24 protein-coding genes, 1 tRNA gene and 1 pseudogene are annotated in these 19,535 nt (G+C 63.2%); 10 read left to right on the forward strand and 16 right to left on the reverse strand.

The window, feature by feature from the left end:
- Positions 1–44: 44 nt before the first annotated feature.
- The 4 genes from AC1D3B_RS15835 to AC1D3B_RS15850 all read left to right on the forward strand — a co-directional run bounded on the left by AC1D3B_RS15835 (position 45) and on the right by AC1D3B_RS15850 (position 3,641).
- Complete coding sequence (locus AC1D3B_RS15835; RefSeq protein WP_478191628.1) at positions 45–1,064, forward strand: thiamine pyrophosphate-dependent dehydrogenase E1 component subunit alpha; 1,020 nt, start codon at positions 45–47, stop codon at positions 1,062–1,064.
- On the forward strand, positions 1,055–2,062 hold the full coding sequence (locus AC1D3B_RS15840; protein WP_478191629.1) for an alpha-ketoacid dehydrogenase subunit beta: 1,008 nt from the start codon (positions 1,055–1,057) through the stop codon (positions 2,060–2,062). The genes AC1D3B_RS15835 and AC1D3B_RS15840 overlap by 10 nt, the downstream gene beginning before the upstream one ends.
- Positions 2,059–2,514, forward strand: a complete 456-nt coding sequence (locus AC1D3B_RS15845; RefSeq protein ID WP_478191630.1) for a MarR family winged helix-turn-helix transcriptional regulator — start codon at positions 2,059–2,061, stop codon at positions 2,512–2,514. Before AC1D3B_RS15840 ends, AC1D3B_RS15845 begins: the two co-directional genes overlap by 4 nt.
- Positions 2,515–2,675: 161 nt before the next feature.
- Positions 2,676–3,641 carry a Bug family tripartite tricarboxylate transporter substrate binding protein gene (locus AC1D3B_RS15850; RefSeq protein WP_478191798.1) on the forward strand — a complete coding sequence of 322 codons (966 nt, stop codon included), beginning with the start codon at positions 2,676–2,678 and terminating at the stop codon, positions 3,639–3,641.
- Between the two features lie 109 nt (positions 3,642–3,750).
- Here AC1D3B_RS15850 and AC1D3B_RS15855 read toward each other — a convergent pair whose 3' ends face one another.
- Both AC1D3B_RS15855 and AC1D3B_RS15860 read right to left on the reverse strand, forming a co-directional pair.
- Positions 3,751–4,032, reverse strand: coding sequence for a DUF1840 family protein (locus AC1D3B_RS15855; protein ID WP_478191631.1), 282 nt, complete (start codon positions 4,030–4,032; stop codon positions 3,751–3,753).
- Positions 4,033–4,084: 52 nt separating this feature from the next.
- Positions 4,085–5,353: a class I SAM-dependent methyltransferase gene (locus AC1D3B_RS15860; protein WP_478191799.1), complete on the reverse strand. Its 1,269-nt coding sequence runs from the start codon at positions 5,351–5,353 to the stop codon at positions 4,085–4,087.
- 107 nt (positions 5,354–5,460) lie between these two features.
- Here AC1D3B_RS15860 and AC1D3B_RS15865 point away from each other — a divergent pair, with 107 nt between their 5' ends.
- Genes AC1D3B_RS15865 through AC1D3B_RS15890 form a run of 6 tightly spaced genes read left to right on the forward strand, consistent with a single transcriptional unit; the run spans position 5,461 to position 12,349 of the window.
- Positions 5,461–7,818: a bifunctional salicylyl-CoA 5-hydroxylase/oxidoreductase gene (locus AC1D3B_RS15865; RefSeq protein WP_478191632.1), complete on the forward strand. Its 2,358-nt coding sequence runs from the start codon at positions 5,461–5,463 to the stop codon at positions 7,816–7,818.
- A 1-nt stretch (position 7,819) separates the two neighbouring features.
- Positions 7,820–8,296, forward strand: coding sequence for a MarR family winged helix-turn-helix transcriptional regulator (locus tag AC1D3B_RS15870; protein WP_478191633.1), 477 nt, complete (start codon positions 7,820–7,822; stop codon positions 8,294–8,296).
- Positions 8,293–9,147 carry an enoyl-CoA hydratase family protein gene (locus tag AC1D3B_RS15875; protein WP_478191634.1) on the forward strand — a complete coding sequence of 285 codons (855 nt, stop codon included), beginning with the start codon at positions 8,293–8,295 and terminating at the stop codon, positions 9,145–9,147. Before AC1D3B_RS15870 ends, AC1D3B_RS15875 begins: the two co-directional genes overlap by 4 nt.
- A gap of 3 nt (positions 9,148–9,150) precedes the next feature.
- Positions 9,151–10,344 (forward strand): acyl-CoA dehydrogenase family protein, encoded by a 1,194-nt coding sequence (locus tag AC1D3B_RS15880; protein ID WP_478191635.1) that lies wholly within the window; start codon positions 9,151–9,153, stop codon positions 10,342–10,344.
- Positions 10,341–11,957, forward strand: coding sequence for an AMP-binding protein (locus AC1D3B_RS15885; RefSeq protein ID WP_478191636.1), 1,617 nt, complete (start codon positions 10,341–10,343; stop codon positions 11,955–11,957). Before AC1D3B_RS15880 ends, AC1D3B_RS15885 begins: the two co-directional genes overlap by 4 nt.
- Complete coding sequence (locus tag AC1D3B_RS15890) at positions 11,954–12,349, forward strand: RidA family protein (RefSeq protein WP_478191637.1); 396 nt, start codon at positions 11,954–11,956, stop codon at positions 12,347–12,349. The genes AC1D3B_RS15885 and AC1D3B_RS15890 overlap by 4 nt, the downstream gene beginning before the upstream one ends.
- Positions 12,350–12,434: 85 nt before the next feature.
- Here AC1D3B_RS15890 and AC1D3B_RS15895 read toward each other — a convergent pair.
- The 14 genes and pseudogenes from AC1D3B_RS15895 to rplF all read right to left on the reverse strand — a co-directional run bounded on the left by AC1D3B_RS15895 (position 12,435) and on the right by rplF (position 19,512).
- Positions 12,435–12,511, reverse strand: a tRNA-Met gene (locus AC1D3B_RS15895).
- Between the two features lie 18 nt (positions 12,512–12,529).
- Positions 12,530–12,931: a 50S ribosomal protein L17 gene (gene rplQ, locus AC1D3B_RS15900; RefSeq protein ID WP_478191800.1), complete on the reverse strand. Its 402-nt coding sequence runs from the start codon at positions 12,929–12,931 to the stop codon at positions 12,530–12,532.
- A gap of 85 nt (positions 12,932–13,016) precedes the next feature.
- Entirely contained in the window at positions 13,017–14,006 is a 990-nt protein-coding gene (locus AC1D3B_RS15905) for a DNA-directed RNA polymerase subunit alpha (RefSeq protein WP_158721727.1), read from the reverse strand.
- Positions 14,007–14,137: 131 nt separating this feature from the next.
- Complete coding sequence (rpsD, locus tag AC1D3B_RS15910) at positions 14,138–14,761, reverse strand: 30S ribosomal protein S4 (protein WP_093105298.1); 624 nt, start codon at positions 14,759–14,761, stop codon at positions 14,138–14,140.
- Between the two features lie 129 nt (positions 14,762–14,890).
- Entirely contained in the window at positions 14,891–15,295 is a 405-nt protein-coding gene (rpsK, locus tag AC1D3B_RS15915) for a 30S ribosomal protein S11 (RefSeq protein WP_009124825.1), read from the reverse strand.
- 12 nt (positions 15,296–15,307) lie between these two features.
- Entirely contained in the window at positions 15,308–15,673 is a 366-nt protein-coding gene (gene rpsM, locus AC1D3B_RS15920) for a 30S ribosomal protein S13 (protein ID WP_019653977.1), read from the reverse strand.
- A gap of 24 nt (positions 15,674–15,697) precedes the next feature.
- A complete protein-coding gene (gene rpmJ / locus AC1D3B_RS15925; RefSeq protein WP_038201958.1) occupies positions 15,698–15,811 on the reverse strand; it encodes a 50S ribosomal protein L36 in 114 nt (37 codons plus the stop codon).
- Positions 15,812–15,844: 33 nt separating this feature from the next.
- Positions 15,845–16,062: pseudogene (gene infA, locus AC1D3B_RS15930) on the reverse strand (translation initiation factor IF-1).
- 6 nt (positions 16,063–16,068) lie between these two features.
- Complete coding sequence (gene secY, locus AC1D3B_RS15935; RefSeq protein WP_435518284.1) at positions 16,069–17,379, reverse strand: preprotein translocase subunit SecY; 1,311 nt, start codon at positions 17,377–17,379, stop codon at positions 16,069–16,071.
- Positions 17,380–17,404: 25 nt separating this feature from the next.
- Complete coding sequence (gene rplO / locus AC1D3B_RS15940) at positions 17,405–17,836, reverse strand: 50S ribosomal protein L15 (RefSeq protein ID WP_478191638.1); 432 nt, start codon at positions 17,834–17,836, stop codon at positions 17,405–17,407.
- A 24-nt stretch (positions 17,837–17,860) separates the two neighbouring features.
- Positions 17,861–18,046: a 50S ribosomal protein L30 gene (rpmD, locus tag AC1D3B_RS15945; RefSeq protein WP_009124818.1), complete on the reverse strand. Its 186-nt coding sequence runs from the start codon at positions 18,044–18,046 to the stop codon at positions 17,861–17,863.
- 15 nt (positions 18,047–18,061) lie between these two features.
- Positions 18,062–18,580 (reverse strand): 30S ribosomal protein S5, encoded by a 519-nt coding sequence (gene rpsE / locus AC1D3B_RS15950; protein WP_028250822.1) that lies wholly within the window; start codon positions 18,578–18,580, stop codon positions 18,062–18,064.
- A gap of 18 nt (positions 18,581–18,598) precedes the next feature.
- Positions 18,599–18,964, reverse strand: coding sequence for a 50S ribosomal protein L18 (rplR, locus tag AC1D3B_RS15955; protein WP_478191801.1), 366 nt, complete (start codon positions 18,962–18,964; stop codon positions 18,599–18,601).
- Positions 18,965–18,978: 14 nt separating this feature from the next.
- Positions 18,979–19,512, reverse strand: a complete 534-nt coding sequence (gene rplF, locus AC1D3B_RS15960; RefSeq protein WP_478191639.1) for a 50S ribosomal protein L6 — start codon at positions 19,510–19,512, stop codon at positions 18,979–18,981.
- Positions 19,513–19,535 lie beyond the last annotated feature (23 nt).

A 19,535-nucleotide genomic window follows, 5' to 3' on the forward strand; every position in this document is an offset into this window, starting at 1 on the left:
ACGATTTCGCTCCGAACGCACGCCGTGCGCGTGCTGGAGACGACATGAAGTTTGACAATTCAACGGATGCGCTTGCGGCGCTCTATCGCACGATGGTGCGCATCCGCGCTTTCGAGAACGCCGCCGAGACCGCGAGCCAGGGCGGCGTGAGCGCCTATGGCCAGCAAGCCGCCGGTGGCGCCAAGGTGCGCGGCCCGCTGCACCTTTCGACCGGCCAGGAGGCGGTGCCGGCCGGCGTGTGCGCCCATCTGACACGGGTGGATTACCTCACCTCCACCCATCGCGGGCACGGCCACACGCTTGCCAAGGGTGCGGACCTGGGCCGGATGATGGGCGAGCTCTTTGGCAAGGCCACGGGCTTCAACGGCGGCAAGGGCGGCTCGATGCACATCGCCGACTTCTCGGTCGGGATGCTGGGTGCGAACGGCGTGGTCGCCGCCGGCCTGCCGATCGCGGTCGGCGCGGCGCACGCACAGAAACTGCTGAAGAAGGATGCGATCACGGTCTGCTTCTTCGGCGATGGCGCGATCAACCGCGGACCCTTTCTCGAATCGCTCAACTGGGCCCGCGTGTACGGGCTGCCGGTGCTGTTCGTCTGCGAGGACAACCGCTGGAGCGCCACCACCGCGAGCGGCCCGATGACGGCCGGGGACGGTGCCTCGGCGCGCGCCGAGGCCATGGACATTGCGTCGACGCAGGTCGACGGCAACGACGTGTTCGCAGTGCATGCTGCGGCCGGCAGGCTGGTCGCGGAAGTGCGCGCCGGCAGCGGGCCGCGCCTGTTGCATGCCCTCACCTACCGCGTGAAGGGTCATGTGTCGGTCGACCCGGCGGCATACCGAGATCCGGCCGAACTGGCCGCGGCGCTCGAAACCGATCCGATCGCACACGCACGCGCCCGACTGCTGGCCGAGGGCGTCAGTGCCGCAGCGCTCGAAGCAATCGAGAACGAGGCGCATGCGGAAGTCGATGCCGCACTGGCGGCGGCCGATGCCGCACCATGGCCCGAGGCCAGCACCGCCTACACCGATGTGCAAACCACGGGAGCGGGCCAATGGATATGAAGAGCGACATGGCCGGAGGCGGCGTGCCTGCACTGATCACCGTGCAAGAACTCAGCTACGCCGAGGCCGCCGTGATGGCGGTGCGCCGGGAGATGGAAGCCGACGCCAAGGTGGTCGTGCTGGGTGAAGACGTCGGCCGGGGCGGCATCTTCGGCCAGTACAAGGGCCTGCAGCAGACCTTCGGCCCCGATCGCGTGATCGACACGCCGATCTCCGAAGCCGCGATCATGGGGGCCGGCGTCGGCATGGCGCTGGCGGGCTTGCGGCCGGTGGTCGAGATGCGCGTGGTCGACTTCGCGCTCTGCGGAATGGACGAACTCGTGAACCAGGCCGCCAAGAACCGTTTCATGTTCGGCGGCCAGGGCCGCGTGCCGCTCGTGGCCCGCATGCCCGGCGGCATCTGGGACGCCTCGGCGGCCCAGCACTCGCAGTCGCTCGAAGCATGGTTCGCGCACCTGCCGGGCGTGGTGGTCGCATGCCCATCAACACCCCAGGACAACTATTCGATGCTGCGAGCGGCGCTGCAGTGCGGCGACCCGGTGGTCTACATCGAGCACAAGACGCTATGGGGGGTGCGCGGCGAGGTGGATGAAGGCGTGGCGGTGCCACTCGGCAAGGCCGCCCATGTATGCCGGGGTGACGCACTCACGCTGGTGAGCTGGGGAAAGCAGATGCATACCTGCATCGCCGCCTGCGGCGTGCTCGCGGCCGAGGGCATCGCGGTCGACCTGATCGACCTGCGGACACTGTGGCCCTGGGACCGCGAGGCGGTGCTCGCTTCCTGCGGCCGTACCGGCCGCTTGCTGGTGGTTCACGAGGCGGTGCAGGCCGCCGGCTTCGGCGCGGAGATCGCCGCGACAGCCGCCGAGGCCACCGGCTGCCGCGTCAAACGACTCGGCGCACCGCGCATTCCTGTCGGCTACGCGCCAGTCCTGGAGGCGCAATCGCGCGTGAGCGCCGAACAGATCGTGAAAGCCGCGAAGGCGCTGTCGGGATGAGCACGGGACTGGAGGATTCGGTCTTCTTCAAGCTGGTCCGCGTCGTCAACCTGACGGCGCGGCCCTTCCAGCAGCGGGTGGGCGAGCAGCACCAGCTCACGCTCAACGAGTGGCGGACGATGGCCGCGCTCGGCGCTCGGCCGGGCCTTACGGCCACGCAGGTCGCGGACCTCACCGGGCTGGACAAGATGGCGGTCAGCCGCGCGCTGGCGGGTCTCCAGCGGCACAAGCGGCTGCACCGTCATGAAGATCCGACCGACCTGCGCCGCAGCAGGCTCTACCTGAGCAGCATCGGCAAGGATCTCTACGCGATCGTCAGTGCCCAGGCGCGCGAACGCGAGGCCGAACTCTTCGCGGGCGTCGCGGCCGATGAACTCCGCGCGATGAATGCCACGCTCGACAAGCTGATCGCGTCGGTCTCCGGGACTGTCGAATCGGGCACCCTGGCCTGAGGCCGGGCCGCCCGGGGTTTTCACCCGCGACGCGGCTTCCGCTTCGCCTGTAAAAACAGGAGCACCGCGCCGACGCAGACCGGCGCTCCCTCATCCACAGGAATCCGAGCATGACCCTCCCCATCCCCTTTCGCCGCCGCACCGCACTGACCCTGGCTGCAATGGCCGTACTGACCATTGCCGCGGGACCGGTGGCAGCGCAGTCGACGTGGCCGACCAAGCCGGTGCGCATCGTCGTGCCCTTCGCGCCGGGCGGCACGACCGACATCCTGGCGCGCGCTGTCGCGCCTGAACTGTCCAAGGCATTCGGCCAGCAGTTCATCGTCGACAACCGTGCGGGCGCCGGCGGCAACGTGGGCGCCGAGATCGTGGCGAAGTCGCCCAACGACGGCTACACGCTGCTGATGGGGACAGTGGGTACGCACGGCATCAACCGCGCGCTGTACCCGAAGCTTCCCTTCGACCCAATCAAGGACTTCGCGCCGATCACGCTGGTCGCCGCCGTCCCGAACGTGATGGAGATGAACGTCGACAAGGCCAAGGCACTCAACATCAACAACGTCGCCGACTTCGTGAAGTACGCCAAGGCCAACCCGGGCAAGCTCAACATGGCATCGAGCGGCAGCGGCACCTCGATCCACCTGGCCGGCGAGCTCTTCAAGACCATGACCGGCAGCTACATGACGCACATCCCCTACCGGGGATCGGGCCCGGCGCTGCTGGACCTGGTAGGCGGCAATGCCGATGTGATGTTCGACAACCTCCCATCGTCGATGCAGCAGATCAAGGGCGGCAAGCTCAAGGCGCTGGCCGTGACCAGTTCGCAGCGTTCACCCGCGCTGCCCGACGTCCCGACGGTCGAAGAAGTCGGCGGCCCGGCCCTGAAGGGCTACGAGGCCAGTTCGTGGTTCGGCCTCCTGGCCCCGGCCGGCACCTCGCCGGACATCATCAACCGCATCCAACAGGAAGTCGCGAAGGCCCTCGGCACACCCGCCCTCAAGGAAAAGATGGTGGCCCAAGGCGCCATCCCCAGCGGCAACACCCCCGCCGAGTTCGCCAAGCTGATCGACAGCGAGCACACCAAGTGGGCAAAGGTAGTGAGAGCCTCCGGCGCAAAAGTCGACTAAGGCCGCAACCGAATTCGTGAGCCGCGGCGGAACCGGCTCCGCCGGTCCGCTCGCGGCGCCCCCTGCAGGGGGTGGGCGGCTACACGAAGTGAGCAAGCCTGGGGGTGAGCTAGACCTCCCAGACCACGTCCTTGCCGTCAGCCAGGGAGTCCTTGAGCATGTGAAGGAGCGGCGCGGCGCGCTGGCGCAGGCCGATGTGCTGTTTCTCGGCGTCCTCGTCGTGGCCCTCGACCGCATAGGAATCCGCGTTGTGCGCATTGCGGCTCTCGTTGGCCATTGCAGCTTCCAGGGCGGCAATGGCAGCGGGCATCTGCTCGCCGGTGATGACACCCTTGGGCGCCGGCGTCTTGCCGATGATGTCGAACAGCTGGCGCGCATGCACCTCGAGCATGACGAAGGGGGGAGTCGCCCGAGATTGAAATCGATACAGCATGGTGCCTCACTCACTTGTAGATGTAGTCGCGAACAAAAGGGTACTCCGATTGTGAGCCACGCAGCGGCCGGCGGTCGACTTCGCCATCCGGCTTCGTGGCGAGCATCTGGTGCAGCGAGATCCAGCCCTGTTCGAAGCTCATCGCGGACCCGGCGAGGTAGAGCCGGTATGCGCGCAGGATGCGCTCCGCGTTCGCGCCTTGCCGGCCGCCAGCGCGCTGAAGCACCTCACGCGCGGCGTCGAGCTCAGACTCGAGCGAGTCGGACCAGGCCCACAAAGTGCGGGCATAGTGCGGCCGCAGGTTCTCGGTGTCCACCATCTCGAGGCCGGCGGCCGCGGTCTCGCGCAGGACGTGGGTGACATGCAGGAGTTCGCCGCCCGGGAAGATGTACTTCTCGATGAAGTCCCCCATGCCGGCCCCGAGCTGCTGGTAATCGAGTTGGCCCGACGTGATGCCGTGATTCATGACCAGGCCACCGGGTGCCAGCAGCGAATGAATCTTGCGGAAGTAGGTCGGCATGTTGGCGCTGCCGACGTGCTCGAACATGCCGACCGACGAAATCTTGTCGAAGGGCCTGTCGTTGTCGAGCTGGCGGTAGTCGCGCAGTTCGACGCGCACGCGGCCCTGAAGCCCTTTCTCTTCGATCAGCCGCTGTACGTGGGCGTGCTGGTTCTTCGACAGGGTGATGCCGGTCGCATCAACCCCATAGTGCTCGGCGGCCCACATCAGGAGCGCCCCCCAACCTGAACCGATGTCGAGATAGCGCTCGCCCGGCTTCAGCATGAGCTTGCGGCAGATGTGGTCGAGCTTGGCTTCCTGCGCCTGCCCCAGCGTCATGTCCAGCTCGCGGAAATAGGCGCACGAGTAGACCCGCCGCGGATCGAGCCACAGCGCATAGAAGTCGTCGGAGACATCGTAGTGGAACTCGATCTGGGCTGCGTCCTTGCCGAGGGAATGCGATCCGCGGGACTTGGCGCGGCGCTGCAGGCGGCTCCACCATCCGGTGTTGGTCTCGGCCGGATTGCCGGGCAGCAGGCCGACGGCCGCGTCGATGAGGTCGCGCATGGCGCCCTCGATCTGCACGCGGCCCTCGACGTAGGCCTCGCCGATGGCGCCGATCTGTCGCCCCGCCAGCTTGGCGAGGACCGACCATTCGTTGAAAGCGAGTGTCACGCGTGACCCGGGCTTCGCAACCTGCCGGCCGTCTGGCAATTGCAGCGTGATGGGCACGGACAGTGAAGAAAGCTGGGACTCGATCTTCGGAATCAGGCTTTGCATGGGATTGATTTTTGCCATGCGCAAGCAGCCACGTCAACTGGCCTCCGCGAGCCTCCCCGGGGTCTCCAGGGTTGACATCAGATTGTTTATGTCTAAACTATTTATCCATGAATAGCTTCACCCCGAACCTTCAGCGCGTCTTGTGCATCGGCGGCGGCCCGGCAGGGCTGTACTTCGCGTTGTTGATGAAAGCGCGGCAGCCGAGCCTCGAAATCACGGTGATCGAGCGCAATCGCCCCTTCGACACCTTCGGCTGGGGCGTGGTGCTGAGCGATCAGACCCTCGCCAACCTCGCCGCGGCCGACCCTGGCACGGCGGACATCATCGGCCGGGAGTTCCACCACTGGGATGACATCCAGGTGTTCTTCAAGGGCGGGCAGGTGCGATCGGGCGGCCACGGCTTTTGCGGCATCGGGCGCAAGCGGCTGCTCAATATCCTGCAGGAGCGTTGTCTCGCGCTCGGCGTCAACCTCGTGTTCGAGACGGACGCCACGGACGACCAGGCGCTGGCCGCGGAGTACAACGCCGACCTGGTGATTGCCTCCGACGGCCTCAACAGCCGCATCCGCCAGCGCTATGCGGAAGTGTTCGAGCCCGATATCGACCTGCGGCAATGCCGCTTCGTCTGGCTCGGCACGAACCAGACTTTCGACGCCTTCACCTTCGCCTTCGAGAAGACCGAGCACGGCTGGTTCCAGGCCCATGCCTACCAGTTCGACGACAAGACGTCGACCTTCATCATCGAGACGCCCGAGGCGGTCTGGCAGGCGCACGGCCTCGACAAGATGGAGCAGCCGGAGGCGATCGCCTTCTGCGAGAAACTCTTCGCGAAGTACCTCGATGGTCATTCGCTGATCAGCAATGCCACGCATCTGCGGGGTTCGGCCAACTGGATCCGCTTCCCGCGCGTGGTCTGCAAGCACTGGACACACCGCGTCAGCGTGAACGGCAAGACGGTGCCAGTCGTGCTGATGGGCGATGCGGCGCATACGGCGCACTTTTCCATCGGTTCCGGCACCAAGCTCGCCCTCGAAGATGCGATCGACCTGGCCAACGAGTTCGCCGGCGGCGGCGACATCGACCATGTGCTCGAGGGCTACGAGGCGCGACGCAGCGTCGAGGTGCTCAAGATCCAGAACGCAGCGCGCAACTCCACGGAGTGGTTCGAGAACGTGCAGCGCTACACCGGCATGGAGATCGAGCAGTTCGCCTACTCGCTGCTCACGCGTTCGCAGCGCATCAGCCACGAAAACCTGCGTCTGCGCGACACGGCATGGCTGGGCGGGTACGAGCAGTGGCTGTCGGGCGGCAAGCCCTTGCCTCCGATGCTGATGCCGCTCACCGTGCGCGGCCTGACGCTCAAGAATCGCATCGTCGTGTCGCCGATGGCGACCTACAGCGCGGTCGATGGCGTGCCGCAGGACTTCCTGCTCGTGCATCTCGGCGCGCGCGCACTCGGCGGCGCGGCCATGGTGTTCGTCGAGATGACCAGCCCGACGCCTGAGGGCCGCATCACGCCGGCCTGCACGGGGCTCTACAACGACGCGCAGTCTGCGGCGTTCAAGCGCATCGTCGACTTCGTGCACTCGCAGTCGAGCGCGAAGATCGGCATTCAACTCGGCCACAGCGGACCCAAGGGCTCCACGCAGGTCGGCTGGGAAGGCACGGACGAGCCACTGCCGGAAGGCAACTGGCCGCTGTTGGCCGCCAGTGCGCTTCCCTATGGTGAGCAGAACCAGTTGCCTGCTCAGATGACGCGCGCCGACATGGACCTGCTGCGCGACCAGTTCGTCGAATCCACCCGGCGTGCCGCCGAGGCCGGATTCGACTGGCTCGAGTTGCATTGCGCGCACGGCTACCTGCTGTCGTCCTTCATCAGCCCGCTGACCAACTTGCGCACCGACGAGTACGGCGGCGACATCGACAACCGCTGCCGCTACCCGCTCGAGGTCTTCCGCGCCATGCGCGCCGTGTGGCCTGCCGATCGTCCGATGAGCGTCCGTATCTCGGCCCACGACTGGGCGCCTGGCGGCAATACCGACGCCGACGCGGTGGTGGTGGCACGCGCCTTCAAGGACGCGGGTTGCGACTTCATCGATGTCTCGTCCGGCCAGACCACGCGCGCCGCGAAGCCGGTGTACGGACGCATGTACCAGACGCCTTTCGCGGACCGAATCCGCAATGAGGTCGGCATCTCGACAATCGCTGTCGGCGCCATCACAGATGCCGACCAGGCCAACAGCATCATCGCTGCGGGGCGTGCCGACCTGTGCGCTGTCGCGCGCCCACACTTGGCCGACCCGGCGTGGACGCTGCACGAAGCGGCCAAGCTGCAAAACCGCGACGTCGACTGGCCCAAGCAATACCTGAGCGGCCGCGACCAGATGTACCGCGAGATTGCCAAGCAGCAGCAACTCGCAGCGGCGATGGCGGCAGCGCCACGCGTGCCCGAAGAGGAGCAATAGCATGGACCTCGAAGCTCGAGCGCACAGCGAACATCCCGACGAGCTCCGGCTCTGGCTGCGCCTGCTGACCTGTACCCAATTGATCGAGAAGCAGGTACGCAACGAATTGCGCGAGCAGTTCGCCACGACCCTGCCTCGTTTCGACCTCATGTCGCAACTGGAGCGTTCGCCCGACGGGCTGAAGATGAACGAGCTGTCGCGCCGCATGATGGTCACCGGCGGCAACGTCACCGGCATCACCGATCAGCTTGTGACCGAAGGCCTGGTGGAGCGGGTGGATGTCGCAGGCGACCGCCGGGCATGGCGCGTGCGCCTCACGGCGCGCGGTCGCAAGCTCTTCAACGACATGGCGGAGCAACACGAGGCGTGGATCTGCGACGCCTTCTCGGCACTGAACCCCAAGGAGATCAGCCAGCTGCACAAGCTGCTCGGCAAGGTCAAGCAACACTCACATCAGCAAATGGCGGAGACTCTATGAAGCACTACATCGGCGCGGACAGCCCTATGCGCGCACAGTTCGAACCCAAGTCCGGATACAAGGCCGAGCATTTTTCGTGGTCGTTCGACGCTGGCGTCGGCACGGTCACGCTGAACCGGCCCGAGCGCAAGAACCCCCTGACCTTCGATTCGTATGCCGAACTGCGCGACCTGTTCCGCGCACTGAGCTTTGCCACCGACGTCAAGGCGATCGTCGTCACGGGTGCCGGGGGTAACTTCTGCTCCGGTGGAGACGTGCATGAAATCATCGGCCCCCTGACGAAGATGCGCATGCCCGAACTGCTGGAGTTCACGCGCATGACGGGCGATCTGGTGAAGGCGATCCGCCATTGTCCGCAGCCCATCGTCGGAGCGATCGATGGCGTCTGTGCCGGCGCGGGCGCGATGATCGCGCTGGCCTGCGACCTTCGCTACGGAACCCCGGCGACCCGCACAGCATTCCTGTTCACGCGCGTCGGGCTGGCCGGTGCCGACATGGGCGCCTGCGCGTTGCTGCCCCGAACGATCGGGCAGGGCCGCGCGTCCGAGTTGCTTTTCACCGGCCGCGCGATGACGGCTCAGGAAGGGCATGCCTGGGGATTCTTCAACGCATTGCACGAGAGCGATGCGCTGCTTGCCGCCGCCACCGCGACCGCACGCGATCTTGCGGAGGGCCCGAGCTTCGCCCACGGCATGACCAAGACCATGCTGTCGCAGGAATGGTCCATGACCATCGACCAGGCCATCGAGGCCGAAGCACAGGCGCAAGCGATCTGCATGCAGACGGAGGATTTCAAGCGCGCCTACGAGGCCTTCGCGGCCAAGCGCAAGCCCGTGTTCGGAGGGGACTGAGTCATGGCTGCATCGGCTGTCGATCCTTCCACGGCGCATCTCGCGCTGCCCTTCTTCGACGACGCGCATCGTGCGCTCGCACGTGAGTTGCTGCCCTGGGCGGCGGCACAGGCGGTGGATGAGCGCGATGACCGCGCGGCCTGCCGCGACTGGGTCCGTCGGCTCGGCCAGGCCGGCTGGCTGCGCTACTGTGTGCCGGCTGCCTCCGGCGGTGCGCTGGAGCGGCTCGATTCGCGTGCGCTCGTGCTGTTGCGCGAGACGCTCGCGTTCCATTCGCCGCTGGCTGATTTCGCCTTTGCGATGCAAGGGTTGGGCAGCGGAGCGATCACGCTGGCTGGCACCTCGGCGCAGCATACCGACTACCTCGCGCCTGTCGGTCGCGGGGACAAGATCGCAGCCTTTGCGCTCAGCGAACCCGAAGCCGGCTCCGACGTCGGCGCGATGGCGATGCGTGCCGAAGCCACGGCCGACGGATGGCGTCTGACCGGCGAGAAGACCTGGATCAGCAATGGCGGCATTGCCGATTTCTATTGCGTCTTCGCAAAAACGGATCCAGCCGCAGGATCGCGAGGCATCACGGCATTCATCGTCGGCGCCAGCACCCCCGGACTCGACACCTCGGGCCACATCGAGGTGATGGCGCCGCATCCGCTGGCAACCTTGCGCTTTGACGGGTGCGTGGTGCCGCGCAGCGCGCAGCTCGGGGAGTTGAACGGCGGATTCAAGCTGGCGATGCGCACGCTAGACATCTTCCGTGCCTCCGTCGCCGGCGCCGCGCTCGGCATGGCGCGACGCGCCTTGTCGGACGCGATCCAGCACGCCCAGAAGCGAAGGATGTTCGGCCAGACGCTGGCGGATTTCCAGCTGACCCAGGCGAAGCTCGGCGAGATGGCTGCAATGATCGACAGTGCCGCGCTCCTCACCTACCGCGCGGCTTGGATGCGTGACGACAGCGAGCGGCGCGGCAAGCCCGCCGTCGGCGACCTCACCGCGGCCGCCGCCATGGCGAAGATGTGCGCGACCGAGAACGCGAGCCGCGTGATCGACATGGCGCTGCAGATGCATGGCGGGCTCGGCGTGAAGGTGGGCACCAAGGTCGAGAGCCTCTACCGCGACATCCGCTCCTTGCGCATCTACGAGGGCGCAACGGAAGTCCAGCAACTGATCATTGGCAAAGCCGTCCTGAGGAACAAATGACCCCTAGTGCTCAGATCGATCGCTTCGTGCACGACCGGCTTCCGCCGGCGGATCAATTGCCGATCTTCCGGTACGACCTGCCCGAACTCCGGCTGCCGGATCGGCTGAATCTGGTGGAGGAGTTGCTCGATAACGCATCGTCAAAGGGCTTCGCCGACAGGCCAATGTTGCGTTCGCCAGCGCGCACGCTCACGTATGGGGAAGCGGCCGTCGAAGTCAATCGCATCGCTCAGGTGCTGACCGAGGATCTCGGCCTGGTCCCTGGGAATCGCGTGCTGCTGCGCGGGGGGAATTCGATACCCATGGCCCTGGCGTGGCTGGCGGTGGTCAAGGCCGGCCTGATCGCGGTCGCCACCATGCCGTTGCTGCGCGCCAAGGAACTGGGCGAGATCATCGAGAAGTCGCAGCCGGCGGTCGCGCTGTGCGAGGGCAAGCTGCTCGACGAACTGCGGACGGCGCAGGCGGCGCATCCGGTGTTGAAGACGATCGTCGCGTTCAACCTGCCGGAGGCGCCCGATTCACTCTCTGCACGCGCTGCGGGAAAGACGGGGGTGTTCGAGGCATGTCCGACGGCTGCGGACGATATCGCCCTGCTGGCCTTTACCTCCGGCACGACAGGCAAGCCCAAGGCGCCGGTAACGACCCACCGCGACGTGCTCGCGATGTGCCAGACTTGGCCGCGGCATGTCCTTCGGGCGTGCAGCGACGACATCGTCGTCGGCTCCCCGCCGCTGGCCTTCACGTTCGGGCTGGGCGGCCTTTTGATCTTCCCGATGTCGGCAGGCGCATCCGTGTACTTTCATGATGCGCCGTATACGCCGGAAACCATGGTCAACGTGATTCGCGAGATCGGCGCGACGATCTGCTACACCGCGCCCACCTTCTATCGCCAGATGGCGGTCTTTGCCAAGGCGGGAATGCCAAGTCTGCGGATCAGCGTCAGCGCCGGCGAGGCCCTGCCCGATGCGACGCGTCAACTCTGGAAGCAAGCGACCGGCATAGAGATGCTCGACGGCATCGGTGGAACCGAGGTGTTCCACATCTACATTTCCGCTGCTGGCGACGACGTCCGGCGCGGCGCAGTCGGCAAGGCGGTGCCGGGTTTTATCGCCAGGATCGTGGATGACGCCGGCAACGAAGTGCCACGCGGGACGGTCGGCAAGCTGGCGATCATCGGCCCAGTCGGCTGCCGCTACCTCGACGATCCGAGGCAGGCGGACTATGTGAGGAACGGCTGGAATTACCCCGGCGATGCATTCGTCGAGGACGAAGACGGTTATTTCTTCTACCAGTCTCGCGCCGACGACATGATCGTCACGGCGGGCTATAACGTGGGCGGGCCGGAGGTCGAGGATGCGCTGCTGAAGCATCCGGCCGTCGCCGAGTGCGGCGTGATCGGCAAGCCCGATGAAGAGCGCGGAATGATCGTCAAGGCGTTCTGCGTGCTCAAGCCGGGTCATGTGGGCGACGCAACGCTGGTCAAGGCACTGCAGGACCACGTCAAGGCCACCATCGCGCCCTTCAAATATCCCCGGGAGGTCGCTTTCGTGACCAACCTGCCGCGCACGGAAACCGGAAAACTTCAACGATTCAAACTGAGGCAATTGACATGATCAAACTCTTGCAGCCCCCGGGCTGGATGCCCCCGAAGGGCTATGCGAATGGCGTGGCAGCGCGCGGCACGATGGTCTTCGTCGGCGGGCAGATCGGATGGAATGCGCAGCAGCAATTCGAATCCGACGATTTCATCGAACAGGCGGGCCTGGCACTGCGGAACATCGTCGAGGTCCTGCGCGAAGCTGGCGCGGGACCCGAGCACATGGTGCGGATGACGTGGTATGTGGTGGATCGCGACGAGTACAGCCGTCGCCTTGGCGAGCTTGGACCGGTCTACCGCGAAGCAATGGGAAAGAACTTCCCGGCGATGACCTGTGTGCAGGTCGCGGCCCTTGTCGAATCTCGCGCGAAGGTGGAGATCGAGGTCACTGCGGTCATTCCGGACTGAGCACTAAGAAGTCGGAACTCACAAAAGCAAAAAGCCCACCGAAGTGGGCTTTTTGTCGTTTCGACGATTTCCATCGCCGGAAATTTGGTTGCGCGAGCAAGATTTGAACTTGCGACCTTTGGGTTATGAGCCCAACGAGCTACCAGGCTGCTCCATCGCGCGGCAAGATGGAATTATAGCTTATTCTGCGGCATTCTGCTCGTCAACAGTTGCTTCTGTCACTTCGGGACGATCAACCAGTTCGACGAGCGCCATGGGCGCGTTGTCGCCCACGCGGAAACCCATCTTCAGGATGCGCGTATAGCCGCCTGGACGTGCTTGGTAGCGGGGACCGAGTTCGCCGAACAGCTTGACGACGCTGTCGCGATCGCGCAGACGGTCGAATGCGAGGCGTTTATTGGCGACCGTCGGCTTCTTGGCCAGCGTGATCATCGGTTCGATGACGCGGCGCAGTTCCTTGGCCTTGGGGACGGTGGTCTTGATGACTTCATGCTCGATGAGCGAATTCATCATGTTCTGCAGCATCGCGAGGCGGTGCGAGCTGGTGCGGTTGAGTTTACGAAGTCCGTGTCCGTGACGCATGGTGCTTTCCTTTACTTTATAAAAACAGGCAGCCGTATCAGGTACTGCCCGGTGCACTGCGGGCCCTTCCGGCCCGCCAAAAAAATCAGCGCTTGTCCAGACCGGCCGGCGGCCAGCTTTCAAGCTTCATACCCAAAGTCAGGCCGCGAGATGCGAGCACTTCCTTGATTTCGTTGAGCGACTTGCGACCCAGGTTCGGCGTCTTGAGCAACTCGTTTTCTGTGCGCTGGATCAAGTCACCGATGTAGTAGATGTTCTCCGCCTTGAGGCAATTGGCCGAACGAACCGTGAGTTCAAGCTCGTCGACCGGGCGCAACAGGATCGGATCGAACTGTTGAGCGCTACGCGGTGCGGGTGCGTCGAACGCAGCGAGTTCGCCACCTTCGAGCTGTGCGAACACTGCCAGTTGCTCAACAAGGATCTTTGCCGATGCGCGAACCGCATCTTCGGCAGTGATCGCACCGTTGGTTTCGATCTCGACCAGCAGTTTGTCCAGGTCGGTGCGCTGCTCGACGCGAGCGCTTTCCACCGTGTAGCTCACTCGCTTGACCGGCGAGAAGGAGGCGTCCAGAACGATACGGCCGATCGATTTGGTCGGTTCGTCCGCATAGCGGCGCATCGTTCCGGGGACGTAGCCACGGCCCTTTTCAACCTTGATCTGCATGTCGAGTTTGCCGCCTTGCGACAAGTGGGCGATCACGTGATCAGGGTTGATGATCTCGACATCGTGCGGCGTCTGGATATCCGATGCGGTGACGGCGCCTTCGCCGTCCTTGCGCAAGCTCAGCGTGACTTCATCGCGGTTGTGAAGCTTGAACACCACGCCCTTGAGATTCAGCAGAATATTGACGACGTCTTCCTGCACACCATCGATCGACGAGTACTCGTGCAACACGCCGGCAATCGTGACTTCGGTGGCCGAATAGCCGACCATCGACGACAGCAGAACGCGACGCAATGCGTTGCCGAGCGTGTGGCCGTAGCCGCGCTCGAACGGCTCGAGCGTGACCTTGGCCTTGTTGGGCGCAAGTTGCTCGACTTGGATGGTCTTGGGTTTCAGCAGGGTGGTTTGCATGCAGACTTCCTCTCAATACCCCCGGCTCGTTACACCGGTAAGGCTGGTGAAGCACCTGACCCGAAGCGACGTGCGGGGGCAGGAACGTGAACAAAAATATCGGCCCGCGCACAGATGCGCGGGCCAAAAAATCAGCGCGAATAGAGTTCGACGATCAACGATTCGTTGATATCAGCTGCAAATTCGTCGCGATCGGGAACCTTCTTGAAAGTGCCTTCGCCTTTGTCGGCATTCACTTCGACCCAAGCCGGGATCCCGACTTGCTGAGCCAGCTGAAGTGCCTCGGCAATGCGGGTCTGCTTCTTCGACTTGTCCCGCACGGCGATCACGTCACCGGTCTTTACTAGGTACGACGGGATATTGACCGACTGACCATTCACCGTGATTGCCTTGTGCGACACCAACTGGCGCGCTTCGGCGCGGGTCGAACCAAAGCCCATGCGATAGACCACGTTGTCCAGTCGCGATTCGAGAATGAACAGCAAATTGGCGCCGGTGTTGCCACGACGGCGGTCGGCTTCCTCGAAGTACCGGCGGAACTGCTTCTCGAGCACGCCATACATGCGTTTGACCTTCTGCTTTTCACGCAGTTGCAGGCCGAAGTCGGAGGTGCGCTGACCCGAGGTCCGTCCGTGCTGGCCCGGTTTGGAGTCGAACTTGGCCTTGTCCTGGATCGAACGACGGGCGCTCTTCAGGAACAAGTCAGTGCCTTCGCGGCGGGAGAGTTTGGCCTTGGGGCCGAGATAGCGTGCCACTTGATCTTCCTTTGTGTCATCTACCGCAGTTTGATGCGGGAGCCATCAGCGGCGTGCCGACGGCGGTGGGCTTGTTGAAAAACAAAATGCGCAGCCGCTGTGAAGCGGGCTGCGCCGGACGTCCTCGTCTCAGATCCGACGACGCTTTTGCGGACGACAGCCGTTGTGCGGCACCGGCGTCACATCGGCAATGGAGTTGATCCGGATGCCGAGCGCGGCGAGCGCGCGCACCGACGATTCGCGACCAGGACCTGGGCCCTTGATCTCGACGTCGAGGTTCTTGATGCCTTGTTCGACCGCAGCACGACCGGCGACTTCAGAGGCGACCTGCGCAGCGAAAGGCGTCGATTTGCGCGAACCCTTGAAGCCCTGACCACCCGAAGACGCCCATGACAAAGCATTGCCTTGGCGATCGGTGATCGTGATGATCGTGTTGTTGAACGAAGCGTGCACGTGGGCGATGCCGTCCGCAACGTTCTTGCGAACCTTCTTGCGAACGCGTTGTGCAGCGTTATTGGCAGGAGCTTTAGCCATGCTGGTCTATCCTTATTTCTTCAGGGACTGCGCCGCCTTGCGCGGACCCTTGCGAGTGCGAGCATTGGTGCGCGTACGCTGGCCGCGCATCGGCAGGCCGCGACGATGACGGAAGCCGCGATAGCAACCGATGTCCATCAAGCGTTTGATATTCATCGTCGTTTCGCGACGCAAGTCGCCTTCGATGGTGAAGAGCGCGATCTGGTCGCGGATCTTCTCCAGATCGGCGTCGGTCAGATCTTTGATCTTCTTCGAATACTCGATGCCGCTCGCTTCGCAGATCTTGCGGGCGCGGGTGCGACCGATACCGAAAATGGCGGTCAGGCCGATTTCAGCGTGCTTGTGCGGCGGAATGTTGATGCCAGCAATACGTGCCATGTGCGTCCTCTAATACTCGTTCAATCAACCTTGGCGCTGCTTGTGGCGCGGGTCGGTACAGATCACGCGCACCACACCTTTGCGGCGGATGATCTTGCAATTACGGCAAATGGTTTTGACCGAAGCCGAAACTCTCATTTCATTCTCCTAAAACTCTTTCAACCCGGCGACTCATTTCGCCCGAAACACAATGCGCGCCCGGCTCAAGTCGTAGGGCGTCAACTCAACGGTGACCTTGTCACCTGGAAGGATGCGGATGTAATGCATCCGCATCCTTCCGGAAATATGTCCAAGGACGATGTGCCCATTTTCCAGCTTCACCCGGACGTTGCATTTGGAAGGTTCTCCAGACCCTCACCGTGCATCTGGATGACATCGTCCTTCGACATCTACACCTACGATGTCTTGAAATTGGCCTTCTTCAGCAGCGATTCGTATTGCTGAGACATCATGTAGTTCTGTACTTGGGCCATGAAGTCCATCGTGACAACCACGATGATCAACAGGGATGTACCTCCAAAATAGAAAGGCACGTTGTATTTGAGGATCAGGAACTCGGGCAGGAGGCAGACGAAGGTGATGTACACCGCGCCGGCCAATGTCAAGCGAACCAGGATCTTGTCGATGTAGCGCGCAGTTTGGTCACCCGGGCGGATGCCAGGAATGAACGCGCCGCTCTTCTTCAGGTTGTCGGCGGTCTCGCGACTGTTGAACACAAGCGCCGTGTAGAAGAAGCAGAAGAACACAATGGCGCTGGCATACAGCAGCACATAGATTGGTTGTCCCGGTCGAAGGGCGCCGGCAATATCCTTGATCCAACGCATGCTCTCGCCGGTGCTGAACCAGCCCACGACCGTGGTGGGCAGCAGGATGATCGACGACGCGAAGATCGGCGGAATCACGCCAGCCATGTTGAGCTTCAAAGGCAGGTGGGACGACTGTCCACCATAGACCTTGTTTCCAACCTGTCGCCGCGCATAGTTCACAAGGATCTTGCGTTGACCGCGCTCGACGAACACCACGAAATAGGTCACCAACACCACCACCGCGACGATGAACAGCGCGACAAGCACATTCATTGCCCCGGTGCGGACCAATTCGAGCAGCCCGCCAATCGCATTCGGCAATCCGGCTGCGATACCCGCGAAGATCAGAATCGAAATTCCGTTTCCAAGACCACGCTCCGTGATCTGCTCCCCGAGCCACATCAGGAACATCGAGCCAGCGGTGAGGCTAACCATGGCCGTGATCCGGAAACCGAAGCCAGGCGAAATCACCAACCCGGCGGATGACTCGAGCGCGACCGCGATGCTGAACGACTGGAACAGTGCGAGCGCTAGCGTACCGTACCGGGTGTACTGCGTGATCTTGCGACGGCCCGCCTCGCCTTCCTTCTTCAACTGCTCGAAGGTCGGAACCACATAGGTCATCAATTGCATGATGATCGACGCGGAGATGTAAGGCATGATGCCCAGCGCGAACACGGTGAAGCGCGACAACGCGCCACCCGAGAACATGTTGAACAGGCTCAGGATGCCGCCTTGCTGGCCCTGGAACAGCTGCGCAAGTTGGTCCGGGTTGATGCCCGGCACCGGAATATGTGCCCCGATGCGATAGACCACAAGCGCGAGCAGCAAAAAGACCAGTCGACGACGCAGGTCGCCGAACTTGCCTGTTTTTGCGAGCGTTGCCGCGTTGGTTGCCACGAAGAACTTCTTTCAGTCCGTGTGTTTAGGCGACGCTGCCGCCAACTGCTTCGATAGCGGCCTTGGCGCCGGCAGTCGCACCAATGCCCGTCAACCTGACGGCCTTGGTGAGTTCACCCGACTTGATGACCTTCACCACTTTGGCGATCTGCCCCACAAGACCCGCTTGCTTCAGCGCCAGCACGTCCACTTCGGCCAGGCCGAGCTTCTCAAGGGAGGCAAGCGTGACTTCGGCGTTGTACTTCAGCAGGTGCGACTTGAAGCCACGCTTAGGCAGACGACGCTGCAGCGGCATTTGACCGCCTTCGAAGCCGACCTTGTGGAAACCGCCTGCACGCGACTTCTGACCCTTGTGACCACGACCCGCGGTCTTCCCGAGGCCGGAGCCGATACCACGGCCGACGCGGCGCTTGGCGTGCTTGGCGCCGGCTGCCGGCTTGATGCCATTGAGTTCCATATACGTCTCTCTCAGCGACTCTGTTTAGAGCACTTTGACCAGATAACTGATCTTGTTGATCATGCCGCGCACCGCGGGTGTGTCTTGCAATTCGCTCACGCTATTGAGCTTTCGCAGACCCAGGCCACGCACTGTGGCGCGATGCGATTCCTTGGTGCCGATCGGGCTCTTGACCAATTGCACCTTGAGGGTTTGTTGTTGCGTCGTCATCTCGATACTCCCGGTTTAGGCGAAGAGTTCTTCGACGGTCAGACCACGCTTGGCAGCCACTTCGGATGCCGTCGTTGAATTCTTCAATCCGTCGAGCGTAGCGCGAACCATGTTGTACGGGTTCGACGATCCATGGCTCTTGGCCACGATATCGGTGATGCCCATCACTTCGAACACGGCACGCATCGGGCCGCCGGCAATGATGCCGGTACCCTTCGGGGCCGGAATCATGACCACCGAGGCGGCGCCATGATGGCCGGTCACGCGGTGATGCAGCGTACCGTTCTTGATCGAAATCTTTGCCAGGTTGCGACGTGCTTCTTCCATCGCCTTCTGCACTGCGGCCGGCACTTCCTTCGATTTGCCCTTGCCCATGCCGACGCGACCATCGCCATCACCGACCACGGTGAGCGCTGCGAAACCGAGGATACGACCACCCTTCACCACCTTGGTGACGCGGTTGATCGCGATCATCTTCTCGCGCAAACCGTCTTCGGGGCCTTCGTTCTGCGTTCTTGCCTGAATCTTTGCCATTTTGAATCTCGTATCCGGTTAGAACTGCAGGCCAGCTTCACGAGCGGCATCGGCCAGCGCCTTGACGCGGCCGTGATACGCGAAACCTGCGCGATCGAACGCAACTTTCTCGACGCCGGCAGCCTTCGCCTTTTCGGCGATGCGCTTGCCGATGGCGGTTGCAGCAGCGGTGTTGCCACCCTTGCCGGAGCCGCCCAGCGAGGAACGCACCTCGGCTTCGGCTGTCGATGCAGTCGCGATCACCTTGGAGCCGTCGTCGGAGATGACGGTGGCATAGATGTGCAAATTGGTGCGGTTCACCGTCAGCCGCGCCACGCCTTGCGTCGCAATGCGGATGCGGGTCTGGCGCGAACGGCGAAGACGCTGTGCTTTTTTGGTCAACATCATTTTGCTGCCCCTTATTTCTTCTTGGTCTCTTTGATCACGATCTTTTCGTCCGAGTACTTGATGCCCTTGCCCTTGTAAGGCTCAGGCGGACGAACAGCGCGGATCTCAGCGGCGATTTGGCCAACGCGTTGGCGATCGGCACCCTTGATCAGGATTTCAGTCGGCGTCGGGGTTGCCACCGTGATGCCTTGCGGCATATCGATGTTGACCGGATGCGAATAGCCGACTTGCAGATTCAGCTTGGCGCCCTGTGCGGCAGCCTTGTAGCCGACGCCGACCAGGGCGAGCTTCTTTTCGAAGCCCTTGGTCACGCCAACGACCATGTTGTTCACCAGCTGACGGACCGTGCCGCTCATTGCATTCGCTTCGCGCGACTCGTTCGCAGGTTCGAAATTCAGCTTGCCGTCATTACTGACGATCTTGACCAGTGCATTGCGCTCGAGGCTGAGCGTGCCGCCCGTGCCCTTGACGCTGATCTGGTCGTCCTTGATCGACACATCCACGCCTGCGGGGATGACGATCGGCATTTTTCCTACTCGGGACATTTCAGTTTCTCCTCGATGTCTCG

The sequence above is a fragment of the Variovorax sp. P5_A3 genome, from assembly GCF_056400665.1.